The organism is Microcoleus sp. T3_A4 (genome assembly GCF_036700465.1).
GTDB lineage: Bacteria > Cyanobacteriota > Cyanobacteriia > Cyanobacteriales > Microcoleaceae > Microcoleus.
Map to the genome: position 1 here is coordinate 41,075 of NZ_JAUBOY010000035.1, position 20,163 is coordinate 61,237.

Sequence of the window (20,163 nt, forward strand, 5' to 3'; positions counted from 1 at the left end):
AGGTTCCCAATGAAATATGTAGTAGCGGATTTAATAAACAAAGGGCTTAAAGAATCTGCCAAAATTTTCGCTTACAGCTACTCAGGATTCATTATCTGCTATTTCATTCTCAAACTATTTTTTTGGGATAGACTGTGGATTGTTGGCTTAATTAGCACTTTTATTCCCTTAATTTTCTTCCCCACTTTCCTGATTGCCATCATCGGATTGTTAATTATCAAAAAAAGATGGTTCACTATTATTTCTGCGATTGCCTGCATTTTCCTAATAAGTTGGATGCACATTAAATACTTTTCTCCCGCACCCATAAATCTTACAAATTCGCAGCCCAGTCTCAAAATTTTATCCCATAACGTCGGTTGGTATGCAACTCAGTCACCTACTTTATTTAAACTGATTCACCAGCAAAAACCAGATATTATATTTTTACAAGAAATCGTTAGGAAACATACCGAAAGAGCTTTCACCTGGTTAAAAGCAGACTACCCCTATCAAATTGGCACTCCCCCTGTAGGAATTCTCAGTAAATATCCGATTGTATCCAGCGAAATACTGCACTTAGCCGGCCATCGAGAAACGCAGCAACGGGCAATTATTAAATTTAACGAACAAGAAGTAGTGATTTACAATATGCAAGCTACCGGCCCGTGGTTTAAGAAATCGAGACTCGGCCGTTTTCTCAAAATTCCAGTTTACAAATATGGCAAACGAGCGCCTGAAATTCAAGACTTAGTGGAGCGAGTTGAACGAGAAAATCTGCCCGTAATTGTCGCGGGCGATTTTAATATGACAGACGAAACTCAAGACTATGACAGGGTGCAGAAAGTCATGCAAGATTCCTTCCGAAAATCTGGACTGGGGTTTGGTTTTACCTGGCCTAACGGTTGGGAACTTAAGTTATTGGTAAAAAGGTCGAATTGGAGATTAAATTATCCCGTTTGCCGGATTGATTATATTTGGTATTCAAATCATTGGGGTGCTAAATCTAGTTCGGTTTTGGAGGCAACCGAGTCCGATCATTTGCCTGTAGGAGCTGAACTTATTTTGTTAAAATGAAGCGGTGTAAGCCACAGCATCAACCAAACTTAAGATCGATCGCCTGCTCTCGGAAAACTCCTGGGAAAACTCCACTAACTACTCAAGGTAATACCACAGTACATAATGGTATAATTTACATCTACCCGTGCAAAATTTGGTATCCAGTATTATAGACCCCTACTCGCAGAAGACCCCTTACGCAGTGAAAGGGAGTGCGGGTCTCCTGGGATGTTGAGATGAAGAAGTTGAGTAGGTGGCGATTAATGGCGCCACCCGCCATCGATCATTTCCTACCGAAGTGTAGCTATTGATTGAAGTCAAATTTTGGATCAAATCTATGTTGAACAGCTTTAAACTCAGAGGAAAAATGCTACTTGGCTACTCAGTGCCAGTAGGATTAATCGCAGGACTAGCGATCGGTGTCTATAGTACATCGCAAACAGTTAGTAAAAACTTTGAGGAAGCATTGCAAGCAGTACAAGCTGCTAGGATGTCAGACTACATTGAATTGAGAGTGTCAGAAATTGCCCGACAGTCAAGGGGTTATGCTCTGACCCTTGACAAAGAAGCGCTCGATCGCTACGAAGCGGGTGTCAAGAAGCTGAAGGAAACTGAAGATCAAGCCTCAGATCTGACTCACAACCTCAGCAATGAACAAAAAGAACGGATGACCAAGATGATTGAATTTTCCACCCAGTATGACAAGAGCGCCCGCAATCTGATTGAAGCGGCCAAAGCTGGTAACCGTAAATTGGTAATGGACACAGCAGAGCAGGGTGCAGAAAATCTCAAGGCTTTCGAGGCTGTTATGACGGAGTTTGACACTCAGCAAGCTAAGCTAGTCAAGCAGTCGGAAACTAACACCAAAAATGCGCTCGGTGTGTTGGTCATGATGTCGGTATTGGGTGCTGTTGCTTCTTTAGTTATTGCGTTGGTGGTGGCATACTTGATATCCACGGCGATCGCCAACACCCTCAACCAAACTGCCGGCGAAATTGCTAGCTCCTCGGCACAAATCGTCAGTGCGGTCGAAGAGCAAGAACGCACCGTCTCGCAACAAGCTAGCTCAGTGAATGAAACCTCGACCACGATGGACGAACTCGGCGCATCTTCGCGCCAATCGGCCCAACAGGCTGAAGTCTCTGCTTCAGGGGCACGTCACGCCCTCTCGCTGACTGAAGGCGGTACAGAAGCGGTGCGCCAAACTCTTGATGAGATGACTACCCTTAAGGACAAAGTGGGGGCGATCGCCCAACAAATTTTGCGCCTGAGCGAACAAACCAACCAGATTGGCAATATTTCGGGCTTGGTGGGTGACTTAGCTAATCAAACCAATATGCTGGCCGTGAGTGCCGCCGTAGAAGCCGCCCGTGCTGGCGATCATGGCAAAGGCTTTGCGGTAGTTGCTCGAGAAATTCGCAAACTTGCTGACGAAAGTAAGAAGTCTGCGGTCAAGATCAACAGGCTGGTATCGGACATCCAAACGGCGATCGACTCCACCGTGATGGTCACCGATGAAGGCAACAAGACAGTGAATGAAGGCTTGTCCCTTGCCCATAGCATGGCAGAGGCATTCACAGGTGTATCTAACTCGATTAACAAAGTTTTCATCAGCAGTCAACAGATTTCGCTGAATGCCAAACAACAAGCAGTTGCGATTAATCAAGTCGTCGAAGCGATGAATGCGATTAATCACGGTGCGCGGGAGACGGCTTCGGGTGTATCGCAAATCAAAGTCAGCACGCACCAACTCAATTCTGCTGCTCAAAAGCTGCAAGCAGTTGTTTGATCCTCCAGCCTTCAGCATCTCCGTTCTCAAGGGGGACTTAACGAATTCAATCCCCCTTTTTCATGGCTGGTAGCGACTGTTCGCAAAAACTTAGCTAAATATTCCTAAAATTACTCAGACGACTGATCATCCGTCTCATTCCCGATCAAAGCGGGAAGCAATATTTCTTGCTACGGGAAGAACAACAACCGCAATCCTTCTCTATTGCTGCTTGGGAATTCCTAAGACTCACCAAACGCGAGGCCCCGGTGTTGTTTTGGATTGCCAAAAATAATAGCAATGCCGGAATATAGCATTTCTCAGTTGAGTTAAGTACAGATGTCCGATTGAAAACTGCTATAGCTAAAGTGCTGGGTTGCTGTGAAGAAACAGTGCGAAAACATTTGGATAATCTTTACAAAAAACTATACAAACTCGAACGGGTGCGGTGATGGTTGCCAAGAGAAAAGTTGGGGCTACTCAAATGGTAATTTGTTGCAATATCTTCATAATCCTATACGCTGATCGTCGTATTGTTTCTCAAGTTTATTTGGAGGAGTATGAAAGCAAAGGCTATTCAATGAAATCTGCATTTTTGAATGGACAAAATGAAGACAATATTTGAGAAGGAGTAAAAATGACAACTGTAACTAGTCATTGGGCCACAACACCGATCTCGCTATCTGGCAGTTTCTCTCCAGGAGAATGGACAGACGCTGGTGTCATGCCAATGCCCAATGGAGTAATTCTGCTCAAGAATGATGCTACATTTCTTTATCTGGCTCTAGACCTGATCGGTGACACTGGTAATTCACCCGGGGTAGATGACTATTTCTGGTTAAGCTTCGATGTTGACCGGAGCACCAGCATTACACCAAATTTTGATGTGAATTATGGGATTTATCCGTCCCTACCCATCAAAATTGCAAGACAATACTATCTGGGACCAGGAAGCTGGACAGGCATTCTCGGTACGTCCACCTCGTCTGTAGTTCGGCAAGGATTTGGACCCTCTCCGAATTCGGCGACCCCTCACCGAATTTGGGAGATGCGGATTGCGTTATCGGAAATTGGGATCGCTGGATTGGGAGGTATGACGCTACCCTACGTGCGTTTTGGGCTAAGGGTCGCCTCAACGTCGCCTTCGTTTGTGACCGATTTTCCACCAGCGTTCTTTACCAACTTTGCATCCCTGCACCAGATCTATTTAGCTACGGGTCCAGATGCGATCTATCCGCCGGGGATGGCTGGACCTGTCATCGGTGGCGTGGGTCTGATTCCCGCTACCACTATCAGTGGCGGACGAGCCACCACGACAGCCCCCTATGTGCCGACGGTAACGAACGCAGCTTTTGGCGGAACGCTCAACTTTATCTATAATCGTCCCAACATACTAGCTTTGTGGGGGGCTGGGGCAAGGAAATATCGCATTCTCCATCGATTTGGCAGTAGTGGCAGTTTTGTACCGCTACGCCGGACATGGGCAAACTATCGGTGGACTGGCAGCACTTACGTGCTGGATTCTTTTGGTCCCGATAGCAATGATTGCTATGGATTGCAGAATCCATCGTTGGACTATTCTACGAAGGATCTGCTATTCCAATTGAACTCGGCAGGTGGCTCGGGCGATGCACCACTACCCACTGGGGTGCATGAGTTCCAGGTGGAATTTCAAAATGCTGTAGGTGCTGTCATCATTTCACCACCCCAAACACTGCAACTCTACATTGATAACGCCATGCCGGAGTTGCAGATCTATGGCATCACCTATCAAGGGGCGTCAGTTGCGCCCTGTTCCATCATCGACATTACAGAAACACCCGATCCTGTACGTGTGCGCTTCCGTGCCTACGATCCGGAGGGGAATCTCCTTTTCTTTGGACTACAGGCATACTATGGAGGGCCAGGGACTCCGCCAATTAACCTATTGCCGTCTGGTATGGGTTCCTATCCAGGTGGAAACTGGCAGGGCGTGGCTGACCAATGGATTGATTGTCCGGTTAGTCCAACGAAATTTCCGCCTGTCACCTGTGCTTATCAAATACGGCTCAGTGCTTATCCGCGGACAACTAACGGATATGGCTATATTGGCTATAAAGAAGTCACAACCCATGTGACTTTTCGGAGAGCAGGGGTCGCACCGTTTAGTGTTAGTCAACCCCTAGAGGTTCCATTGGGATTCCAGTACGATCCTGAAAATCTTTATGTAGTTGGCATCGATCGTGCATGAACATTAAGAGCAGTTGCTCCAGAAACTCGTTGTCATGTAATCGACACGATATGGAATTAATACAAAGTGTTAGTTTGCTTGAAGGTTCACTCTATAGTGGAAGGTCATGCGATCGCTGTTTTGATGGCAAGCTGCGATCGCACATCTTGAATATGTGAAAAGAGCGATCGACAGGATGCAACTTGAGTTGAAATTCCACTGACCGGATTTAACTTTGCTAGAGGGCTACTTAAACGATAGTTTGTTGCAATTTCGTCATAATCCTATACGCGGATCGTCGTATTGTTTCCCAAGTTTATTTTGCTGAGAATTAGATCGAAGGCTACGTCTAGTAAGTAGTGAAGCAATATTTACGGAGGATTCATCATGAACGAGTTGATGGACAGCAGTGCTCTTCTTCCCGAAGTTACTGAGAAAGTGCATTTGGTGACACCGAAAGGCGTAACCGCAGGCGCAATCGGACAGCAACACTACGGATACGTTTTCGCAGGCAGTCGCCCTGGTGATTTCATCTTGAAAGTGACTGGCTGGAACTTCACCACGCCAACCCCGCAGATTGTACAGTGCCAGCCTCGCCAAGCTGACAATCTCGATCGCGGGTGGCCCGATCAATTTGGGATTCAGGTGATCGAAACCGGGCGTGATTTTGTGCGGATTCGCATCCGTAGATTGGACTCAAACGGCAGCGGATGGGGACAAAATCTTCGGATTGACATGGTGGTTATTGAATAGCTACCGAAGTTGGGTAAGCTGAGGCGCATCTAAATTTTACAGTCAAGTTTGAGCAAATTCTGGTGTGGGTTCCGCCTTTTTTGACCTCGAACTCCTAGGCTCCGGCCACTTCAAGCGCTAATGTACTTGGTTGGTCATTCGAGATGCGAGGTCAAACCCCAAAAATACAATTTAGATGCGGGACAGCTTAGTACCATGCACCCTTTTTAGAAATCTGATTTTCAAGAATTCATTGCATCAATTGACAAGGAGAAAAACTTATGTTTCATAAAGAGTCTAGCCTTAGTCATCCTGCCAACCGAAATCGTGTTGATGCCTTCGTCTCTGGTGTAGCCGCTGAGTCAGTCGCGGTTGCTTCGGCCCAGAGGAAAACATTTCTGGCGCAGCGATCGGGATCTTCCTTGGTGGTGAACACCATGACCGGAAATCCTGCTTACTTAGAAGGAAAATTGTCCATGACAATGACAGGCACTGCCACTGACGCCAGCCGTTCCTTCCTGATGGAAAACCCTGGCATTTTAGGACTGAGCGCAGAAGATACTGAAGAACTGACTGAAGTTGATTCCTTTAAGTGGGGCGGGCTGAAATTCATTCGTCGCCAGCAAAATCACCAGGGATTACCGGTCTTTGGTGCCAGCGTTTTGGTAGGTGTAGATGACAAAAATCAAGTTCGGATAGTGACGAGTGGTCTGCGATCGCAAATTTCTGTCAAACCGGGCGAGACAGCTATCTCCCTAAAAGAAGCTCGCCAGATTGCCCGAAAAGATCTCGGTGAAGCGGTTGAGTTGAGGGGTGGCATTACCCATAAAACCGTCCTCTATCCGACCCAACAGGGTCATGTGCGAGTCTATCACTTAACTGTTCCGGCAGAAACCCCCCTCGGTGACTGGGAATACTTTATTGATGTCCAGAATGGAGAAATTGTAGACAGCTACAACTCGATGAAATTTCACTCATTTTACTTTGCACCTCGGGCGCGAGTTTACTCTGAAAATCCCGAGGAAACGCCCCTAACAACTGTGATGCTGCGCGATGTCAAATCTCCTTACAACAAGTTAGATGGTCGGTATTGTAAGGTAATTAATGAGGATGCGCCCGGCGCAGTGGTAGGCAGCAATTACCGATTTGACTTTCCTCCTGAAGATACGCACTTTGATGAATGCCAAGTCTACTATGCTGTGGAGAAAGTCTATCAATACTTCTTGGACCTGGGATTCCGAGGGTTTACTGTCAATAACCCCTATGGCAAAGTTAACAGTGGACAACTCGCTGCTAACGTCCATACCGGAACAAAATACGATAATGCTTATTACTCTTCCAGTACGGGGCAGATCTACTTCGGAGATGGCAGTTATCCCGGCAATCCCGGTGGACTTCGCGACCTAGCCAAGGAATTTGATGTAGTTGCTCACGAGTTCACCCATGCCGTGATTGATGAATATCACCCTGCTATGTTTGGAAGTGAAGGAGCTGCACTGCACGAAGGTTACGCTGATTATTTCGCTTGCTCTTTATTGAATGATCCTGACTTAGGGGAGTATGTTGTACCTGCTCCTGAAAAAGCGGGGATGATTCGCAACTGCGATAATGATTTGAAATATTCCGAAACTTCAACAGAGTCCCATGACCGTGGTCAAGCTTGGGCCGGGGCCTGCTGGCACTTGAGAAAAAAACTCGGACAAGAAGTGGCAGACTTCCTGATCTTTGGGAGTATGCTGGTTCTAGGAACAACTTCACCGACCTTCAAGTATGCCAAGGATATGCTACTCGCGGTTGACCAATCCTGGTGTGGTGGAGAATACAAAGCAACGATCCAGCGGATCTTTGAAACTGAACGAGGCATCCCTGTTTAGTAGTTTGCTTTGTCTATGTCAACTAGAAGAATAGTCTAATTAGGACTGGGGGTATGGTGAAACCATGCCCCAGAGATAGGTTTTTTGCTATGGAGAAGCCTTTTTACCAAAAACTCATTCCAGTCACCATTCTGGTATCACTTCTAGCGTTTATGACTGCTATGGCGATGAGTACACCTCGTAACAATCCTTTCCTCACGGAAGATGGTCACCCGATCGCAGAGTTAGAGTTCCGAGATGGACAGATGGGCTTTGTGGGGATTTCTGGCATAACTTGGACAATTCTCCCTAATGGGACTTGTCAGGCTAGTCGTTTTATCAACGATACAGTGTCATCTCCCCATCAAATATGTCAATTAGAGCGACAGGATTTAGTAATGCTTGCCAATATTCTGTCCGATCGGGATTTTGCCGACCTACCCTCAGATATCCCATCTGAACCTACCCTCAACCCCCACCGGCTCACTATTCGCCTGGGGGAGAAATCATCAACATTGGTATTGCCAACAGGTCAAAGTATTGAGAATGTTCTGACAACACTGCATAATCAACCGGAAACTCCTCGATCGAGATTCCTAACTATTGCACAGGCGATCGATCGACTTGTACGGCAGCATTGCGGGGACAATTAGTCTCCTGCTAAGTAAGTGCGATCGCCATCTTCTAGCAAGATGGGTTGAGGGCCCGAAACCCATCATCCCAAACTGATCGCCACAACAAAAAATCTGGGTTTCACAGAGGTTTAACTCAGTCCACACAATATCGGGCGATCGCATTCGTCCAGTCCATTCTTGACACAGTGCGATCGGCGATCGCCCCACATTAACCAAAAAAACATAACTTCAGAAGTGCGAGCAAAGCTATTCACCAATCTTGAGATAATTCCTATGACATTTACCGATCAAAATCTCACTAATCAGCGCCCAGCTAGTCTAAAAGACTTTTCTTTACCCCGACGTGAGAGTTACTTTCCCTCCTCTCCCGATTGGAGAAATGAGGTACTTTACTTTCTCTTACCCGATCGCTTTAGCGATGGTAAAGAAGATACACGCCCTCTACTTAATCGGCAGCAACTGAATCAGGCCCGACCTAATCTGCCAAATGGTCAGTCCTGGGGATTTGACAAGTGGGCACAATCAGGAGGCGATCGCTGGCAGGGTGGGACGCTCAAAGGATTAGAGTCAAAGCTGGATTATCTCAACCAACTAGGCGTGACGACGATCTGGGTAGGGCCAATCTTTCAGCAACGGGGTCACTTGGATAGCTATCACGGTTACGGAATTCAAGATTTTCTAGAGGTCGATCCTCGCTTTGGGACTCGCCAACATTTGGTCAGTCTGGTCAATAAAGCCCACTCCCAGGGGCTACGCATTATCCTTGATATCATTTTTAACCATTCAGGATCTAACTGGATCTATGCCCCTGGTACTCCTGGGGGAGAATGGGAACCACCCTATACGCCTGGTTGGTATCAGTTTGGGTCGTGGGTAGGCGATCGCGGACAACCCATCGCGGGGCAACCTCAAACCGACGCGGAAGGAGTCTGGCCGATCGAACTCCAGGAACCAGATTGCTATACTCGTGCCGGAAAGGGCGATTTAGGGCGCGGGGATCTCGATGATCCCAATGCCGAATTCCGGCGATCGGATTTCATTACGCTGCGTGATTTCCAGTTGGACTATCCCCACCTCTTAGATAACTTAGCCCGGTGCTATAAATACTGGATTGCCCTGACAGACTGCGATGGCTTTCGGATTGATACCCTCAAGCACGTTACCTACGAGCAAGCCCGAAATTTCTGCGGGGCGATTAAGGAGTTTGCGGCCAATCTGGGTAAGAGTGACTTCTTTTTGGTAGGAGAAATAGCAGGCGGAGACTATAACGAAGACCGTTATCTGGATGTAGTAGGGCAAAACTTAAATGCTGCGTTGGATATCGGCGAGATGCGGGGAAATCTTAACCAGGTTGCCAAAGGGCTGATGGACCCAAGAGCCTACTTTAATGGGTTTGATCCAATGAACGCGGTGATGGGTTCACATCGGAATCTCGGGCGGCGTCATGTTTCAATTTTGGACGATCACGATCATGTATTTGGTGAAAAAATCCGCTTTTCCAGTGAAGCTGCATCGGATCATCAGGTGATTGCGGGAGTGGCATTGCAACTGTTCACCTTGGGGATTCCCTGCATTTACGCGGGAACCGAGCAGGCATTGGCGGGACCAGAACCGTCTGAACGCAAGTGGTTGCCCGACTGGAAGGGATCTGATCGCTATTTGCGGGAAGCAATGTTTGGCCCCTCCCATCCCCGGCAATCGGGAGTAGGAGGACTACAAGCCATCGATCAAAACTTACCCGGTTTTGGGCCGTTTGGGACAGCGGGTGCTCACTGTTTCGATCCGAATCACCCTGTCTATGTTCGGATTGCGGCAATGGCGGCACTCCGCAAAAAGTTCCCTGTGCTGCGGTTAGGACGACAGTATTTGCGACCAACCGCGATTCCCTTCTTGAACTTGCCATTTGGCGAGCACGGACTGAGTGGAGAAATTATTGGTTGGTCACGGGTTTTAGATGATGAGGAAGCGGTTTGTGTACTGAATAGTCATGGAACGGACGATCGGGGAGCGAGAGTTCTGGTGGATGCCAATCTCAACGCGATGGGGAGTTCAATGACGGTAATTCTCAATACCGCTGAAGTGGCGACTCCGGGTTACACGGGTCCTCATAAAGTGGGATCAACGGTGTCAGTGCAGCGACAAGATGGCATTGCTTATGTCGAAATTCAACCGATTCCCGCATCCGAATTTTTGATTCTGACGAATCATCCCTAAAGTCAAGCTGAGGCGCCGTGCGATCGTCGCAATCAACCAGTGGGTGACATGATCTTGAGCAAATCAACTTTGCAACGCCGTGCGATCGCATATCTTGAATGGGCGAAAGGTTAATCGAGTCAGTGCAGTTTCAACTCCACTGACTCGATTAACTTTGCAACGCCGTGCGATCGCAAACCCTAGAGTACGAAAAAAACAATAAATTGCCGCAGCTATGTGCAGTCGATCGCCGATCGTGAAAAAACATCTGCCTGCATCTGCGGTAACAAAATCAACTCAGCACTGCCGGCAATCCTACCTCTTGCGGCTGCACAAATCTGCCGTTAAAACTAATAGCTTTATCCTCAAAAGTTCTCGCTTCCGCCACCGCTTGCCGCAAATGAGCTCTATCCATATCGTCCTGAATTCCCCCCACCAAATATACAATTAACTTCGTCGCTAAATCCTTTCCAGAAACTAGCATTCGCTTTTTGTTCGGATCGTACAAAATCCCGTACCACGCAGACTCAGGATTGTCCATGTGGCTAAATCCTTCATCGACATCGTACCTGCGGAGTTTGTCGAAAATAGATTTCAGGGAAAGTTTCTTTCTAAATACTAGAATTCCCAAAGCATTAGCTAAAGCAACTTGACCGACTGGACGGAACAAAATATTTCCCTCGCCCCCTGGCTTTTCAAAACTAAAGCGGCGCAATTCTGCCGTTTCTTCGCCGCTTTCAATTCTTTGATAGCTGGGTAAAGTTGCTAAATGATCGAACAATTTTTTAAACTCTTCAATTCCCTCTTTTAGTTCTTCATCTTCGGGACGCATGGGAATTAAACCTTTTCGTTCCGGCTTCCAATGGGGGAATTTGTATTCTAAATACCGTTCGGACATATCTTGCAGCGCTTGCAATGTGGTTAACACAGTTGATTTTGCTGCGACTGTGGCGCTGTCCCAATTGACGCGGGGGTTTCTGTCATCTTGTTCTTTTAATAAGGGATGGGTGACGGCAATTTTTCGGGCGCAAATCGCAAATCCGTTGTCCTCGTTCAATAATGCTAGCTGGCCCTGACTCAGCGTTACCGCCATTAGGTTAACGTGCACAAAGATCGATCGCACGCGCCGTTGTGCTTGCTGTCGCGTTTCCCCCGCTACCGCCGCCGGGATAAACTCAATCCCGATTTTTTCGTGAGCTAATTTATACACTGTTTCGGGGTCGATTTGATACTCTTCTGCTAAATCTTCCAGAGTAATTGCAGCGCCGACAGGTTTTTTATTTTTGTTGTATCTTTGCAGGATTCCGGTTTTAATTAAACTCATTAAACCTTGAACTCCCATCAGCCGATGTTGACCGTCTAAGGCAAAAATTGAGACTTTTTGAGAGACATTCAAAAGCCCTAAGTTCTCGTTTTTATCAAAGGATGTAAATTCAGTCGCTGATTTGGTTGCTACGCCATTTTTATCCCATTCCTCGGCTAGAGGATTGTCTACCCACGGGGGACTGACGACTACTAAAACTGCGGGGAATTTGTGCGATTTTCTGGCTGCTAAATATTGAGTGAGGGTGGCTTGGCGCGACCAATCTAAGGGACGCTGGATAATTTCGTCAATGGTTTCGTCGTCGCGGACGATGTTGTTGGTTTGGAGGTCGAATTTTTGGCGAAAAAGCGGCATTTGCGACGCGAAACGGACGCGAGAGTCTAACCATTCTAGGGTGACTGAACCGATGTATGCTTCGCTGTTTCCCATCTGGGTTTTTTGTACGAAAATGCGATCGTCCTTTCCTAAATAATTATCTAATAAAAGTGCGATTTCCTGTCTGTCGCTATTTTCTTTTTCTAATAGTTTTATAGCGAGGTCATCCGCTGGGTTGCTATTCATCGGCGGTTTTTATATAATTTGGCTATTTTTTCAAAAATATCATGGGTTAAATTTTATGTCAACTCTTGTTTTTAAAAAAACATTGTGAAATACTTAAATTATTCCCTCCTTGCCCACCTCATTATCATAAAAGTTGCAAAAAGTCAATAGCTATTAATGCCCCATGCCCCATGCCCCATGCCCCATGCCCCATGCCCCATGCCCCATGCCCCATGCCCCATGCCCCATGCCCCATTCTAAAATATGTCTACTCCTTCCTTTGAATACATTTTGCCGGTAATTCGGGGCATTCAAGCGGGCCGCGAATATTACGTGTCGATGTGTCCGGTGCGTTTTTTGCCGAAATTGTTTCCCTTTGAATCTGAAGATTTGCCGCCGTCTATGCGGGCGAAACGGGCGCTTAACAAAGCTAGGATTCCCGAAATTGCTGATTATTTTGTTAAGAATCCTACAAATTATACTTGTGGGGCTATTGCTGCTTCGATTGATGCGGATATTACTTTTGAAGCAGTGGGAAATGAGGCAGAAGAACGGAAAATCGGTCGCTTGCGAGTGCCGATGGATGCTAAGTTTACTATTAATGACGGACAGCATCGGCGCGCGGCTTTTGAGATGGCTTTGAGGGAAAATCCGCAGTTGGGATATGAGACGGTGGCGCTGATTTTGTTTCTCGATATTGGGTTGGAAAAATCGCAGCAGATGTTTGCTGATTTGAACGGTTTTCAAGTTCCTTTGGAGGCGTCACTCAGTCTACTTTACAACCACCGGGACGATGGCGCTTTTGTGGTGAAGGCTGTTGTTAAGCAGGTTGAGGTTTTCCGGTGTTTGACTGAGATGGAGAAGGGGAGTTTGAACGGGCGATCGCACAAATTGTTTACGCTGAGTGCGATCGATCGTGCTATCATGGCTTTGCTGTCTAATATTCACCGCAGCGAACAGGCAAAACCCTCTGGTTCTCGCACCAAAAAAGAACACAAAGAGGAAGAACTCGCTCAAAAAATACAACTGGCGGTTAGTTATTGGAATGCGGTTTGCAGTTTTATTCCAGATTGGCAATTAGTTCTGCACAAGCAAGTTGCGGCCGGGGAAATGCGCCGGGATTGCGTGCACTGTCACAGTGTTGTGCTTGAGAGTTTGGGGGAAGTTGGGGCGGCTTTGCGATCGGTTTTTCCTGAGAGTTGGGAGGAACGTTTGAGCCTTTTGCAGCAGGTTGATTGGTCGATTTCTAATCCTGATTGGGAGGGAGGGATTTTGTTGAAAGGGGGGATTTCTAAGTCGAGGGCGAGTGTTAGTTGGATGACTGATTATTTGAAAAAGCGGTTGGGTTTGGAAACCGCAGAGGCACGCGGACAGTGATATAATTATCTCCTGTTTAGGCTATAAAATTACTTTTTAGTCTGCTGACACTGCTTTAATTGTCTAGTTTCTGCGTTATGGTTGTGCCTTGCGCTGCTTAACTTTTTGTTGAAAAGAGTGTAAAATTTTAGGTTTGATTGTATTTAATCATAGCTGGAGGAGGAAATGACTACAGGAGAAGAGTCCAAAAATAAGAATTTAGCATACTATCGCCAACGTTTTGCAGCTCTTAATGTAAATAACACACGCCAACGTGGTCAAGCTAATCATAAGCCAATATTACTATTGTCAATCATCGATCTAATTGCTCAAGGAATAATTAGGGAAAATCGAATTTATGTTTCGGACGCCTTGGTTAAAACATTTAACAAGTATTGGGAAATTTTAGGTTCTGACTCTCACAATCGTGGTTTGTACTATCCATTTTGGCATTTGGAAGGTGATGGATTCTGGCATAAAACATTGAAATCGGGATTTAACGGTTCAAAGCCTAAAACAACTAACAAGCTAAGAGAAGCTGTAGAATACGGTAGTTGGGATAATGAATTATTCGATTTACTCCAAGACCCAAATTCTAGAGCGGAATTAATAGATACACTGATTGCTAAATGGTTTTCATTAAATAGGGACGCTCTGGGAGAGATTTTGCAAGTTAATCAAGACTTTGAAAATGTTACTCAAACAGAAATAGAAATATCAGCCACAGCAGGAATTTCGGACGAACAACCGAGATTTTATTTAACCAAATCTGCTGTTAGGAATGCTTTTTTCAGGAAAGCAGTAGTACATACCTATGATTACAAGTGTGCATTTTGTCGATTGAAAGTTATGAGAAGTTTAACTCAGAATATTGTAGATGGCTCACATATTAAGCCGTTTTCAAGATTTTATGATAATCAAATTAATAATGGGATATCATTGTGTAAAAATCATCATTGGGCTTTTGACCAGGGTTGGTTTGCTATAGATGATAATTACAGAATTATCGTCGCTCATGACTTAGAAGAGGCATCCCCCAATGCCAGATGTATGAAAGATTTTCATAGTGAAACTATTCTCCTGCCCACTTCCGACCAAGATTTACCAAGACTTGAATCGCTAGAATGGCATCGGCGGAATGTATTTAGAGCTTAATAAAGTAACTGAGGTTGAAGACATGACAGAAACAATGCTACCACTTTTTCCACCCCGTACCGTTAGGGACTTAGTGGAAGAAATAAAAAAATTAAGTCAAGAAATTAGAGATTTATATTGTTTAGATGATCTACCTTGGGTTTTAGGATATTCCGGTGGGAAAGACAGCACTGCGGTAGTGCAGCTTATCTGGTATGCAATAGCAGAATTACCACCTGAAAAAAGGACGAAAAAAATTTATGTAATTACCACAGATACACTGGTAGAGAACCCGATAGTTTCTACTTGGGTACGTCAATCATTAAAACAGATGAAGTCTGCGGCTATAAAGCAGCACCTCCCAATAGAGCCTCATATGCTTTATCCAGATGTCAAAGATACTTTCTGGGTCAACTTGATGGGAAAAGGCTACCCAGCACCGAGACATGGATTTCGCTGGTGTACTGAACGCCTGAAAATCCTTCCTTCTAATCGGTTTGTTCGTGATATGGTGAGAATCAATGGAGAAGTAATTCTTATATTGGGTACTCGCAAAGCTGAAAGCATTAAACGCGCTGTTTCAATGGAGAAACATGAAATAGGTCGCATGAGTGACCGTCTAAATGATAAATCTAGTTCCATTAAATCTCTGCTTTATCAGAGTCCTAGTCTGCCTAATTCCCTAATTTATAGTCCGATAGAAGATTGGCGAACTGATGAAGTCTGGATTTATCTGAATCAGTGGCCTAACCCTTGGGAAAATAGCAATAAAGATTTATTTACCATGTATCGAGGCGCAACAGCAGACAATGAATGTCCTTTAGTTGTCGATACGTCTACACCTAGCTGCGGCAGTTCTCGCTTTGGCTGCTGGGTTTGCACAATGGTAAGCCAAGACAAATCTATGGAGGCAATGATTCAAAACGATGAGGAAAAAGAATGGATGCAGCCTCTCCTCGATATTCGCAACGAATTAGACATAAAAGACGATCGCCCAAAAAGAGACTTCCGACGCATTTACGGTAGAGTAGAACTGTTTGAACGCAACATGGGCGACGACACAACCTCCGTCGAACCCATCCCAGGGCCCTACACCAAATTCTGGCGAGAACACTGGCTGAGACGAGTCTTGGAAGCACAAACCCAAATCCGCAAAACCGCACCCCTAGAAATGCGCGACATCACCTTAATTACCCCAGAAGAACTTAGCGAAATCCGCCGCATTTGGCTGGAAGAAAAGCACGAATTCGACGATTCTTTACCTCGGATTTACGAAGAAGTCACGGGCGAACCTTTTGAAGATTCCCGTCCCGCCGCCGAAAGAAAACTCCTCGGTAGCGATGAATGGACTGCGATCGAAGAGATTTGCAGCGAGGACAAAATGCACCTCGAATTGATGGCCAAACTCCTGGATACAGAACGCCAATACTACACAAAACCCCGCCGTACAGGCATTTACGCCGATTTGGACAAATGCTTTGAAACCAGTTCGCGATCGAAGGAAGAAGCGATTGGCAACGCCCACTATCAACGCAATTTAAAAAAAGCGGTGGAAGATATTAAAGCCAATCCGACGGAAAACATTCAGCAATTCAAAGATGCGATCGCCCAAACCAACAGTTCCGCCAAAAACGATACCGTTGATATTGCAAAACTTAAAGAAGAACTCGAAAGCAACAGCAATCAAAGCAGACAGCTATCTTGGGCGGATATTAAATTTTCACCGCCCAATTCAGGAGAGGAAAAACCTAGCGATTAGCACGCGCTAGCCTGCGGTTAAACCCAAACTTGTTGACAGCCACCCCGCCGAGAGATCGGATACAATAGGCTGTCAACTAACCTCATTATTACCCAACCCTCATCGTTTAAATTACAAAATTTTTACGACCATGATTAATCCTAATATTCCCCATCAGGATATTACATACAGCATCATCGGCTGTGCAATGAGAGTACACCGGAGGACGCAAAAAGGTTTAAGAGAAAAACATTACCAAAGAGCCTTTGATGCAGAAATGATAGAAGCCGGTTTAACAACAGAAATGGAGTATCCCAGACAAATTTACGACGGTGAAGTTTGGATGGGAATCCTCTATCTAGACCATTGGGTGAATCAAGGTATTGTAGTAGAGGATAAAGCCGTAAATTATCCAATGACCGATAAAGATAAAGCTCAAATAATAGCTTACGTAGCAGCTACAGGAGCGCAAGTAGGTTTATTTATAAACTTTGGACGCAGCAAATTAGAATATCACCGCATCCTCCCACCAAAATCTGTACAAGGTTGGCAAAAACACATTCAACCATACTTGTGGACGCCGAAAACAAGTGGCAGGGGTTGGACAAGAGGAAGTTCAGGAACCTATGAAGAAACAGATGCGGAACTCCCCTTACCTCCCAGCATTAGACCCCAGAACCAGGAGGAAGATTCAACCGATGTGATTGATTGGTAGCAAGGGGGGGACGGTTAGCAACGGATTTTGTAACGGATGTAACGGATGATTAGTGGGTGATTACCAAATCCGCTGTTAACCGCCCCCCACCAACCACCCATCCGTTAAATCCGCTGTTAACCGCCCCCCACCAACCACCCATCCGTTAAATCCGCTACCAAATCCGTTGCTAACCGCCCCCCCACCAACCAACAACATCTACATCTACAATGCAATTCCTCGAACTCGTCCTCAAAAACTTCGGCCCCTATGCAGGCACCCAAACCATCAATCTCCGCCCCGAAAAAGACGGAAGTCCCTGCCCAGTCATTTTATTTGGCGGCATGAATGGCGGCGGCAAAACCACCCTCATGGACGCCATTCGCCTCGCCCTCTACGGTGGTCGCGCCCAATGTTCCACCAGAGGCAATTTAAGCTACAGCGACTTTCTCAATCAATGCGTCAACCGCCACACTCCCCCATTAGAAGATACCCGCGTCGAACTAACATTTGAACAAGTCCAAGATGACAAACTAGCTCAATTCAAAATAGTTAGATACTGGAAAAAAGGCGATATCAAAGACAACTTAAGCATTCTCATATACAGCGAAATAGTCAGCGATTGGTGGTCTGACAAAGCGATTACTAATACTTGGGACGAATACATCGAAACGCTTTTGCCAGTCGGAATATCCAACCTATTTTTGTTTGACGGCGAACAAGTAAAAGAACTCGCAGAACTCGAAACACCGCCGGAGTTTGTCGTCGGGGCAATTAAATCTCTTTTAGGTTTAGAATTAGCAGAACGCCTCGCCGTCGATTTAGAAATATTAGCCAGCCGCAAGCGGAAAGAAATTGCTGGCAAAAAAGACTTGGCTGCTTTAGAGAAAATCGAACAAACTTTTAAGAAAATTAGTGAGGAAATAGACTCAGCTAAGCAAGAACAAGCCAGCTTTAAAAACGAGTTAGATAAAGCTCAAAAAAATCAGCAACAAGCATCAGAAAAGTTTATTTATGAAGGTGGAAAAATTGCCGCCGATCGCAGTCAACTAGACAGACAGCTAAACGACTACAGAAATCAGGCAGAAAAAACCCGTCAATCCATGATGGAATTAGCCTCAAATACGCTACCACTAGCCCTAATTTCGCCCTTGCTAAGTGAAGCAAAAATTCAAGCAGAAACAGAAGCCAGCCAGCAGCAAGCAAAGATTGCCCAAAATGTTATCAAACAAAGAAGCGCTCGCCTTCTCAACTATATCGCGGAAATCTCATTAAATCCCCAACAGCTAGATAAAATTCAAGACTTCATCCGCCAAGAAAACCAAGAACTCGAACAGCAAGCGGGAACAGACGCCCCGCCCTGGATGAACGCCGACAACAACAGCATCCAGCAACTAGAAAACCTCCTTAGCTACCAAATCAAAGCCCAGCAAATTTTAGCCCGCGACCAAATAGAAGAAATCAAAAGCATCGAAGCAGAAATCGACTTTACAGACAGACAACTCGCAGCCGCAGCTTCCCCCGAAGCCTACGAAAAACTAGAAGAAGAAGTCAGGAAAGCCCAAAAAGCAGTCGCTATCGCATCCGCAGCCTGCGAATCAGCCAACCGCCGCGTCGATGAATTAGAGAAAGAATTAGCCAAAAACCAAAAAGAACTAGAAAGCTACAGCAGCGAATTCATCACCATCAGAAACAGCCAACACGTCATCGCCTCCATCGCCAAAGCCCAAGCCACCCTGAAACTCTTTAAAGAAAAACTCACCCTCAAAAAACTCAACAAACTCGAAATAGAAATTACCGACTGTTTCCGCTACCTGTTGCACAAAACCGACCTCGTGCACAGAGTTGCGATCGACACTCAAACATTTAGCCTCTCCATTTACGATCCAGAAGGCAAACCGGTACCCAAACACCGACTTTCTGCCGGGGAAAAACAATTGCTGGCGATCGCCTTTTTGTGGGGATTAGCCAGAGTATCCGGGAGACAATTGCCAGTGGCGATCGACACTCCCTTGGGCCGCCTCGACTCCTCCCACAGAAACAACCTAGTCGAACGCTATTTCCCCTCGGCCAGCCACCAAGTCATCCTGCTTTCTACCGACACGGAAATTAGAAAAGAAGAATACGAAAAACTCCAAGAATTAGAGGCGATTGCCCACAGCTACCTCCTCAAATACAACTCCGCCAAACACCAAACCACCGTCGAAAAAGGTTACTTCTGGGAATAAAAATTCATGCTAAAAAATAGCCGCAACCCCCTTGACTTTGCTGGGGAGTTGCGGTAGTATATATAGCATAATGGGATGGTTGCGAAAATTTTATTTTTGCAACCATCCCATTATTAAGGATAAATCCTACTAAAATAAGCATACCAAAAAAAACCGATTTAATCAAGTCGCGCCGTGTAAAAAAATGTTAATTATTTCTCGTTATCTAGAGGCTTTGCTTCCCCAATATTAACACTTTTTACAATATACCAAACCATCTCAAACTAATGGAACCACCAGTCGATCGCATCCGCCTCTCCCAAACAGGCAAAGACCAACTATCAAAACTGAAACGATCGACCAAAATCGATCAGTGGAATATTCTATGCAGGTGGGGATTTTGCCGATCGCTCGCCGAACCCAGCATCCCATCGCCAGTACCAATTCCCAGCGACAGCAACGTGGAATTAAGCTGGGATGTCTTCGGCGGTGACATGGCTGATATCTTGATAATGGCCCTCAAACAGCGGTGTCACCAAGATAATTTAGGCACGGAAAAAGAAACTCTAGCCAAACAGTTTCGCCTGCACTTGCACCGAGGGATTGGTTATTTGGCCGGCGATCCGAATATTAAGAAAATCGAAGACTTGGTGGCGATCTCTTTATCGCCTGAAAAATTAAGAAATTAAACGAACCGCGAAGACGCGAAGGACGCGAAGGAAGAAGGGAAGAGAAGGGATGA

Annotated in this window: 15 protein-coding genes; 13 read left to right on the forward strand and 2 right to left on the reverse strand. The window is 45.8% G+C overall.

Annotated elements, in window-relative coordinates; genetic code table 11:
• Positions 1-9: 9 nt before the first annotated feature.
• From QUA07_RS20075 to QUA07_RS20100, 6 genes are all read left to right on the forward strand, one after another.
• On the forward strand, positions 10-1,056 hold the full coding sequence (locus QUA07_RS20075) for an endonuclease/exonuclease/phosphatase family protein (RefSeq protein ID WP_333328329.1): 1,047 nt from the start codon (positions 10-12) through the stop codon (positions 1,054-1,056).
• A gap of 319 nt (positions 1,057-1,375) precedes the next feature.
• Positions 1,376-2,827 carry a methyl-accepting chemotaxis protein gene (locus tag QUA07_RS20080; protein ID WP_333328331.1) on the forward strand — a complete coding sequence of 484 codons (1,452 nt, stop codon included), beginning with the start codon at positions 1,376-1,378 and terminating at the stop codon, positions 2,825-2,827.
• 616 nt (positions 2,828-3,443) lie between these two features.
• Positions 3,444-5,036, forward strand: a complete 1,593-nt coding sequence (locus tag QUA07_RS20085) for a hypothetical protein (protein WP_333328334.1) — start codon at positions 3,444-3,446, stop codon at positions 5,034-5,036.
• A 366-nt stretch (positions 5,037-5,402) separates the two neighbouring features.
• Positions 5,403-5,768 (forward strand): hypothetical protein, encoded by a 366-nt coding sequence (locus tag QUA07_RS20090; RefSeq protein WP_333082408.1) that lies wholly within the window; start codon positions 5,403-5,405, stop codon positions 5,766-5,768.
• A 260-nt stretch (positions 5,769-6,028) separates the two neighbouring features.
• Complete coding sequence (locus tag QUA07_RS20095) at positions 6,029-7,621, forward strand: M36 family metallopeptidase (protein WP_333328337.1); 1,593 nt, start codon at positions 6,029-6,031, stop codon at positions 7,619-7,621.
• Between the two features lie 53 nt (positions 7,622-7,674).
• Positions 7,675-8,253, forward strand: a complete 579-nt coding sequence (locus QUA07_RS20100; protein WP_333328340.1) for a hypothetical protein — start codon at positions 7,675-7,677, stop codon at positions 8,251-8,253.
• Here the strand turns inward: QUA07_RS20100 and QUA07_RS20105 are convergent.
• On the reverse strand, positions 8,197-8,451 hold the full coding sequence (locus tag QUA07_RS20105) for a hypothetical protein (protein WP_333328344.1): 255 nt from the start codon (positions 8,449-8,451) through the stop codon (positions 8,197-8,199). The two genes, QUA07_RS20100 and QUA07_RS20105, sit on opposite strands and share 57 nt — an antisense overlap.
• Before the next feature lie 57 nt (positions 8,452-8,508).
• On the opposite strand from QUA07_RS20105, the gene QUA07_RS20110 reads away from it, so the two are divergent.
• Positions 8,509-10,449: an alpha-amylase family glycosyl hydrolase gene (locus QUA07_RS20110; protein WP_333328347.1), complete on the forward strand. Its 1,941-nt coding sequence runs from the start codon at positions 8,509-8,511 to the stop codon at positions 10,447-10,449.
• Positions 10,450-10,720: 271 nt separating this feature from the next.
• On the opposite strand, the gene QUA07_RS20115 is transcribed toward QUA07_RS20110, so the two are convergent.
• Positions 10,721-12,313, reverse strand: coding sequence for a DGQHR domain-containing protein (locus QUA07_RS20115; RefSeq protein ID WP_333328349.1), 1,593 nt, complete (start codon positions 12,311-12,313; stop codon positions 10,721-10,723).
• A gap of 243 nt (positions 12,314-12,556) precedes the next feature.
• Between QUA07_RS20115 and dndB the strand changes: the two genes are divergently transcribed.
• The 6 genes from dndB to dndE all read left to right on the forward strand — a co-directional run bounded on the left by dndB (position 12,557) and on the right by dndE (position 20,110).
• Entirely contained in the window at positions 12,557-13,669 is a 1,113-nt protein-coding gene (gene dndB / locus QUA07_RS20120) for a DNA sulfur modification protein DndB (RefSeq protein WP_333328352.1), read from the forward strand.
• Positions 13,670-13,834: 165 nt separating this feature from the next.
• Positions 13,835-14,803: an HNH endonuclease gene (locus QUA07_RS20125; RefSeq protein ID WP_333328355.1), complete on the forward strand. Its 969-nt coding sequence runs from the start codon at positions 13,835-13,837 to the stop codon at positions 14,801-14,803.
• A gap of 22 nt (positions 14,804-14,825) precedes the next feature.
• Positions 14,826-16,541 carry a DNA phosphorothioation system sulfurtransferase DndC gene (gene dndC / locus QUA07_RS20130; RefSeq protein ID WP_333328358.1) on the forward strand — a complete coding sequence of 572 codons (1,716 nt, stop codon included), beginning with the start codon at positions 14,826-14,828 and terminating at the stop codon, positions 16,539-16,541.
• 130 nt (positions 16,542-16,671) lie between these two features.
• Positions 16,672-17,235, forward strand: coding sequence for a GxxExxY protein (locus tag QUA07_RS20135; protein ID WP_333328361.1), 564 nt, complete (start codon positions 16,672-16,674; stop codon positions 17,233-17,235).
• Between the two features lie 209 nt (positions 17,236-17,444).
• A complete protein-coding gene (dndD, locus tag QUA07_RS20140) occupies positions 17,445-19,442 on the forward strand; it encodes a DNA sulfur modification protein DndD (protein ID WP_333328364.1) in 1,998 nt (665 codons plus the stop codon).
• 266 nt (positions 19,443-19,708) lie between these two features.
• Positions 19,709-20,110 (forward strand): DNA sulfur modification protein DndE, encoded by a 402-nt coding sequence (gene dndE, locus QUA07_RS20145; protein WP_333328367.1) that lies wholly within the window; start codon positions 19,709-19,711, stop codon positions 20,108-20,110.
• Positions 20,111-20,163 lie beyond the last annotated feature (53 nt).

Coding starts and splice junctions, on each gene's coding strand:
- QUA07_RS20075 (WP_333328329.1), top strand. CDS start 10: ATGAAATATGTAGTAGCGGATTTAATAAACAAAGGGCTTAAAGAATCT.
- QUA07_RS20080 (WP_333328331.1), top strand. CDS start 1,376: ATGTTGAACAGCTTTAAACTCAGAGGAAAAATGCTACTTGGCTACTCA.
- QUA07_RS20085 (WP_333328334.1), top strand. CDS start 3,444: ATGACAACTGTAACTAGTCATTGGGCCACAACACCGATCTCGCTATCT.
- QUA07_RS20090 (WP_333082408.1), top strand. CDS start 5,403: ATGAACGAGTTGATGGACAGCAGTGCTCTTCTTCCCGAAGTTACTGAG.
- QUA07_RS20095 (WP_333328337.1), top strand. CDS start 6,029: ATGTTTCATAAAGAGTCTAGCCTTAGTCATCCTGCCAACCGAAATCGT.
- QUA07_RS20100 (WP_333328340.1), top strand. CDS start 7,675: ATGGTGAAACCATGCCCCAGAGATAGGTTTTTTGCTATGGAGAAGCCT.
- QUA07_RS20110 (WP_333328347.1), top strand. CDS start 8,509: ATGACATTTACCGATCAAAATCTCACTAATCAGCGCCCAGCTAGTCTA.
- QUA07_RS20115 (WP_333328349.1), bottom strand. CDS start 12,313: ATGAATAGCAACCCAGCGGATGACCTCGCTATAAAACTATTAGAAAAA.
- dndB (WP_333328352.1), top strand. CDS start 12,557: ATGTCTACTCCTTCCTTTGAATACATTTTGCCGGTAATTCGGGGCATT.
- QUA07_RS20125 (WP_333328355.1), top strand. CDS start 13,835: ATGACTACAGGAGAAGAGTCCAAAAATAAGAATTTAGCATACTATCGC.
- dndC (WP_333328358.1), top strand. CDS start 14,826: ATGACAGAAACAATGCTACCACTTTTTCCACCCCGTACCGTTAGGGAC.
- QUA07_RS20135 (WP_333328361.1), top strand. CDS start 16,672: ATGATTAATCCTAATATTCCCCATCAGGATATTACATACAGCATCATC.
- dndD (WP_333328364.1), top strand. CDS start 17,445: ATGCAATTCCTCGAACTCGTCCTCAAAAACTTCGGCCCCTATGCAGGC.
- dndE (WP_333328367.1), top strand. CDS start 19,709: ATGGAACCACCAGTCGATCGCATCCGCCTCTCCCAAACAGGCAAAGAC.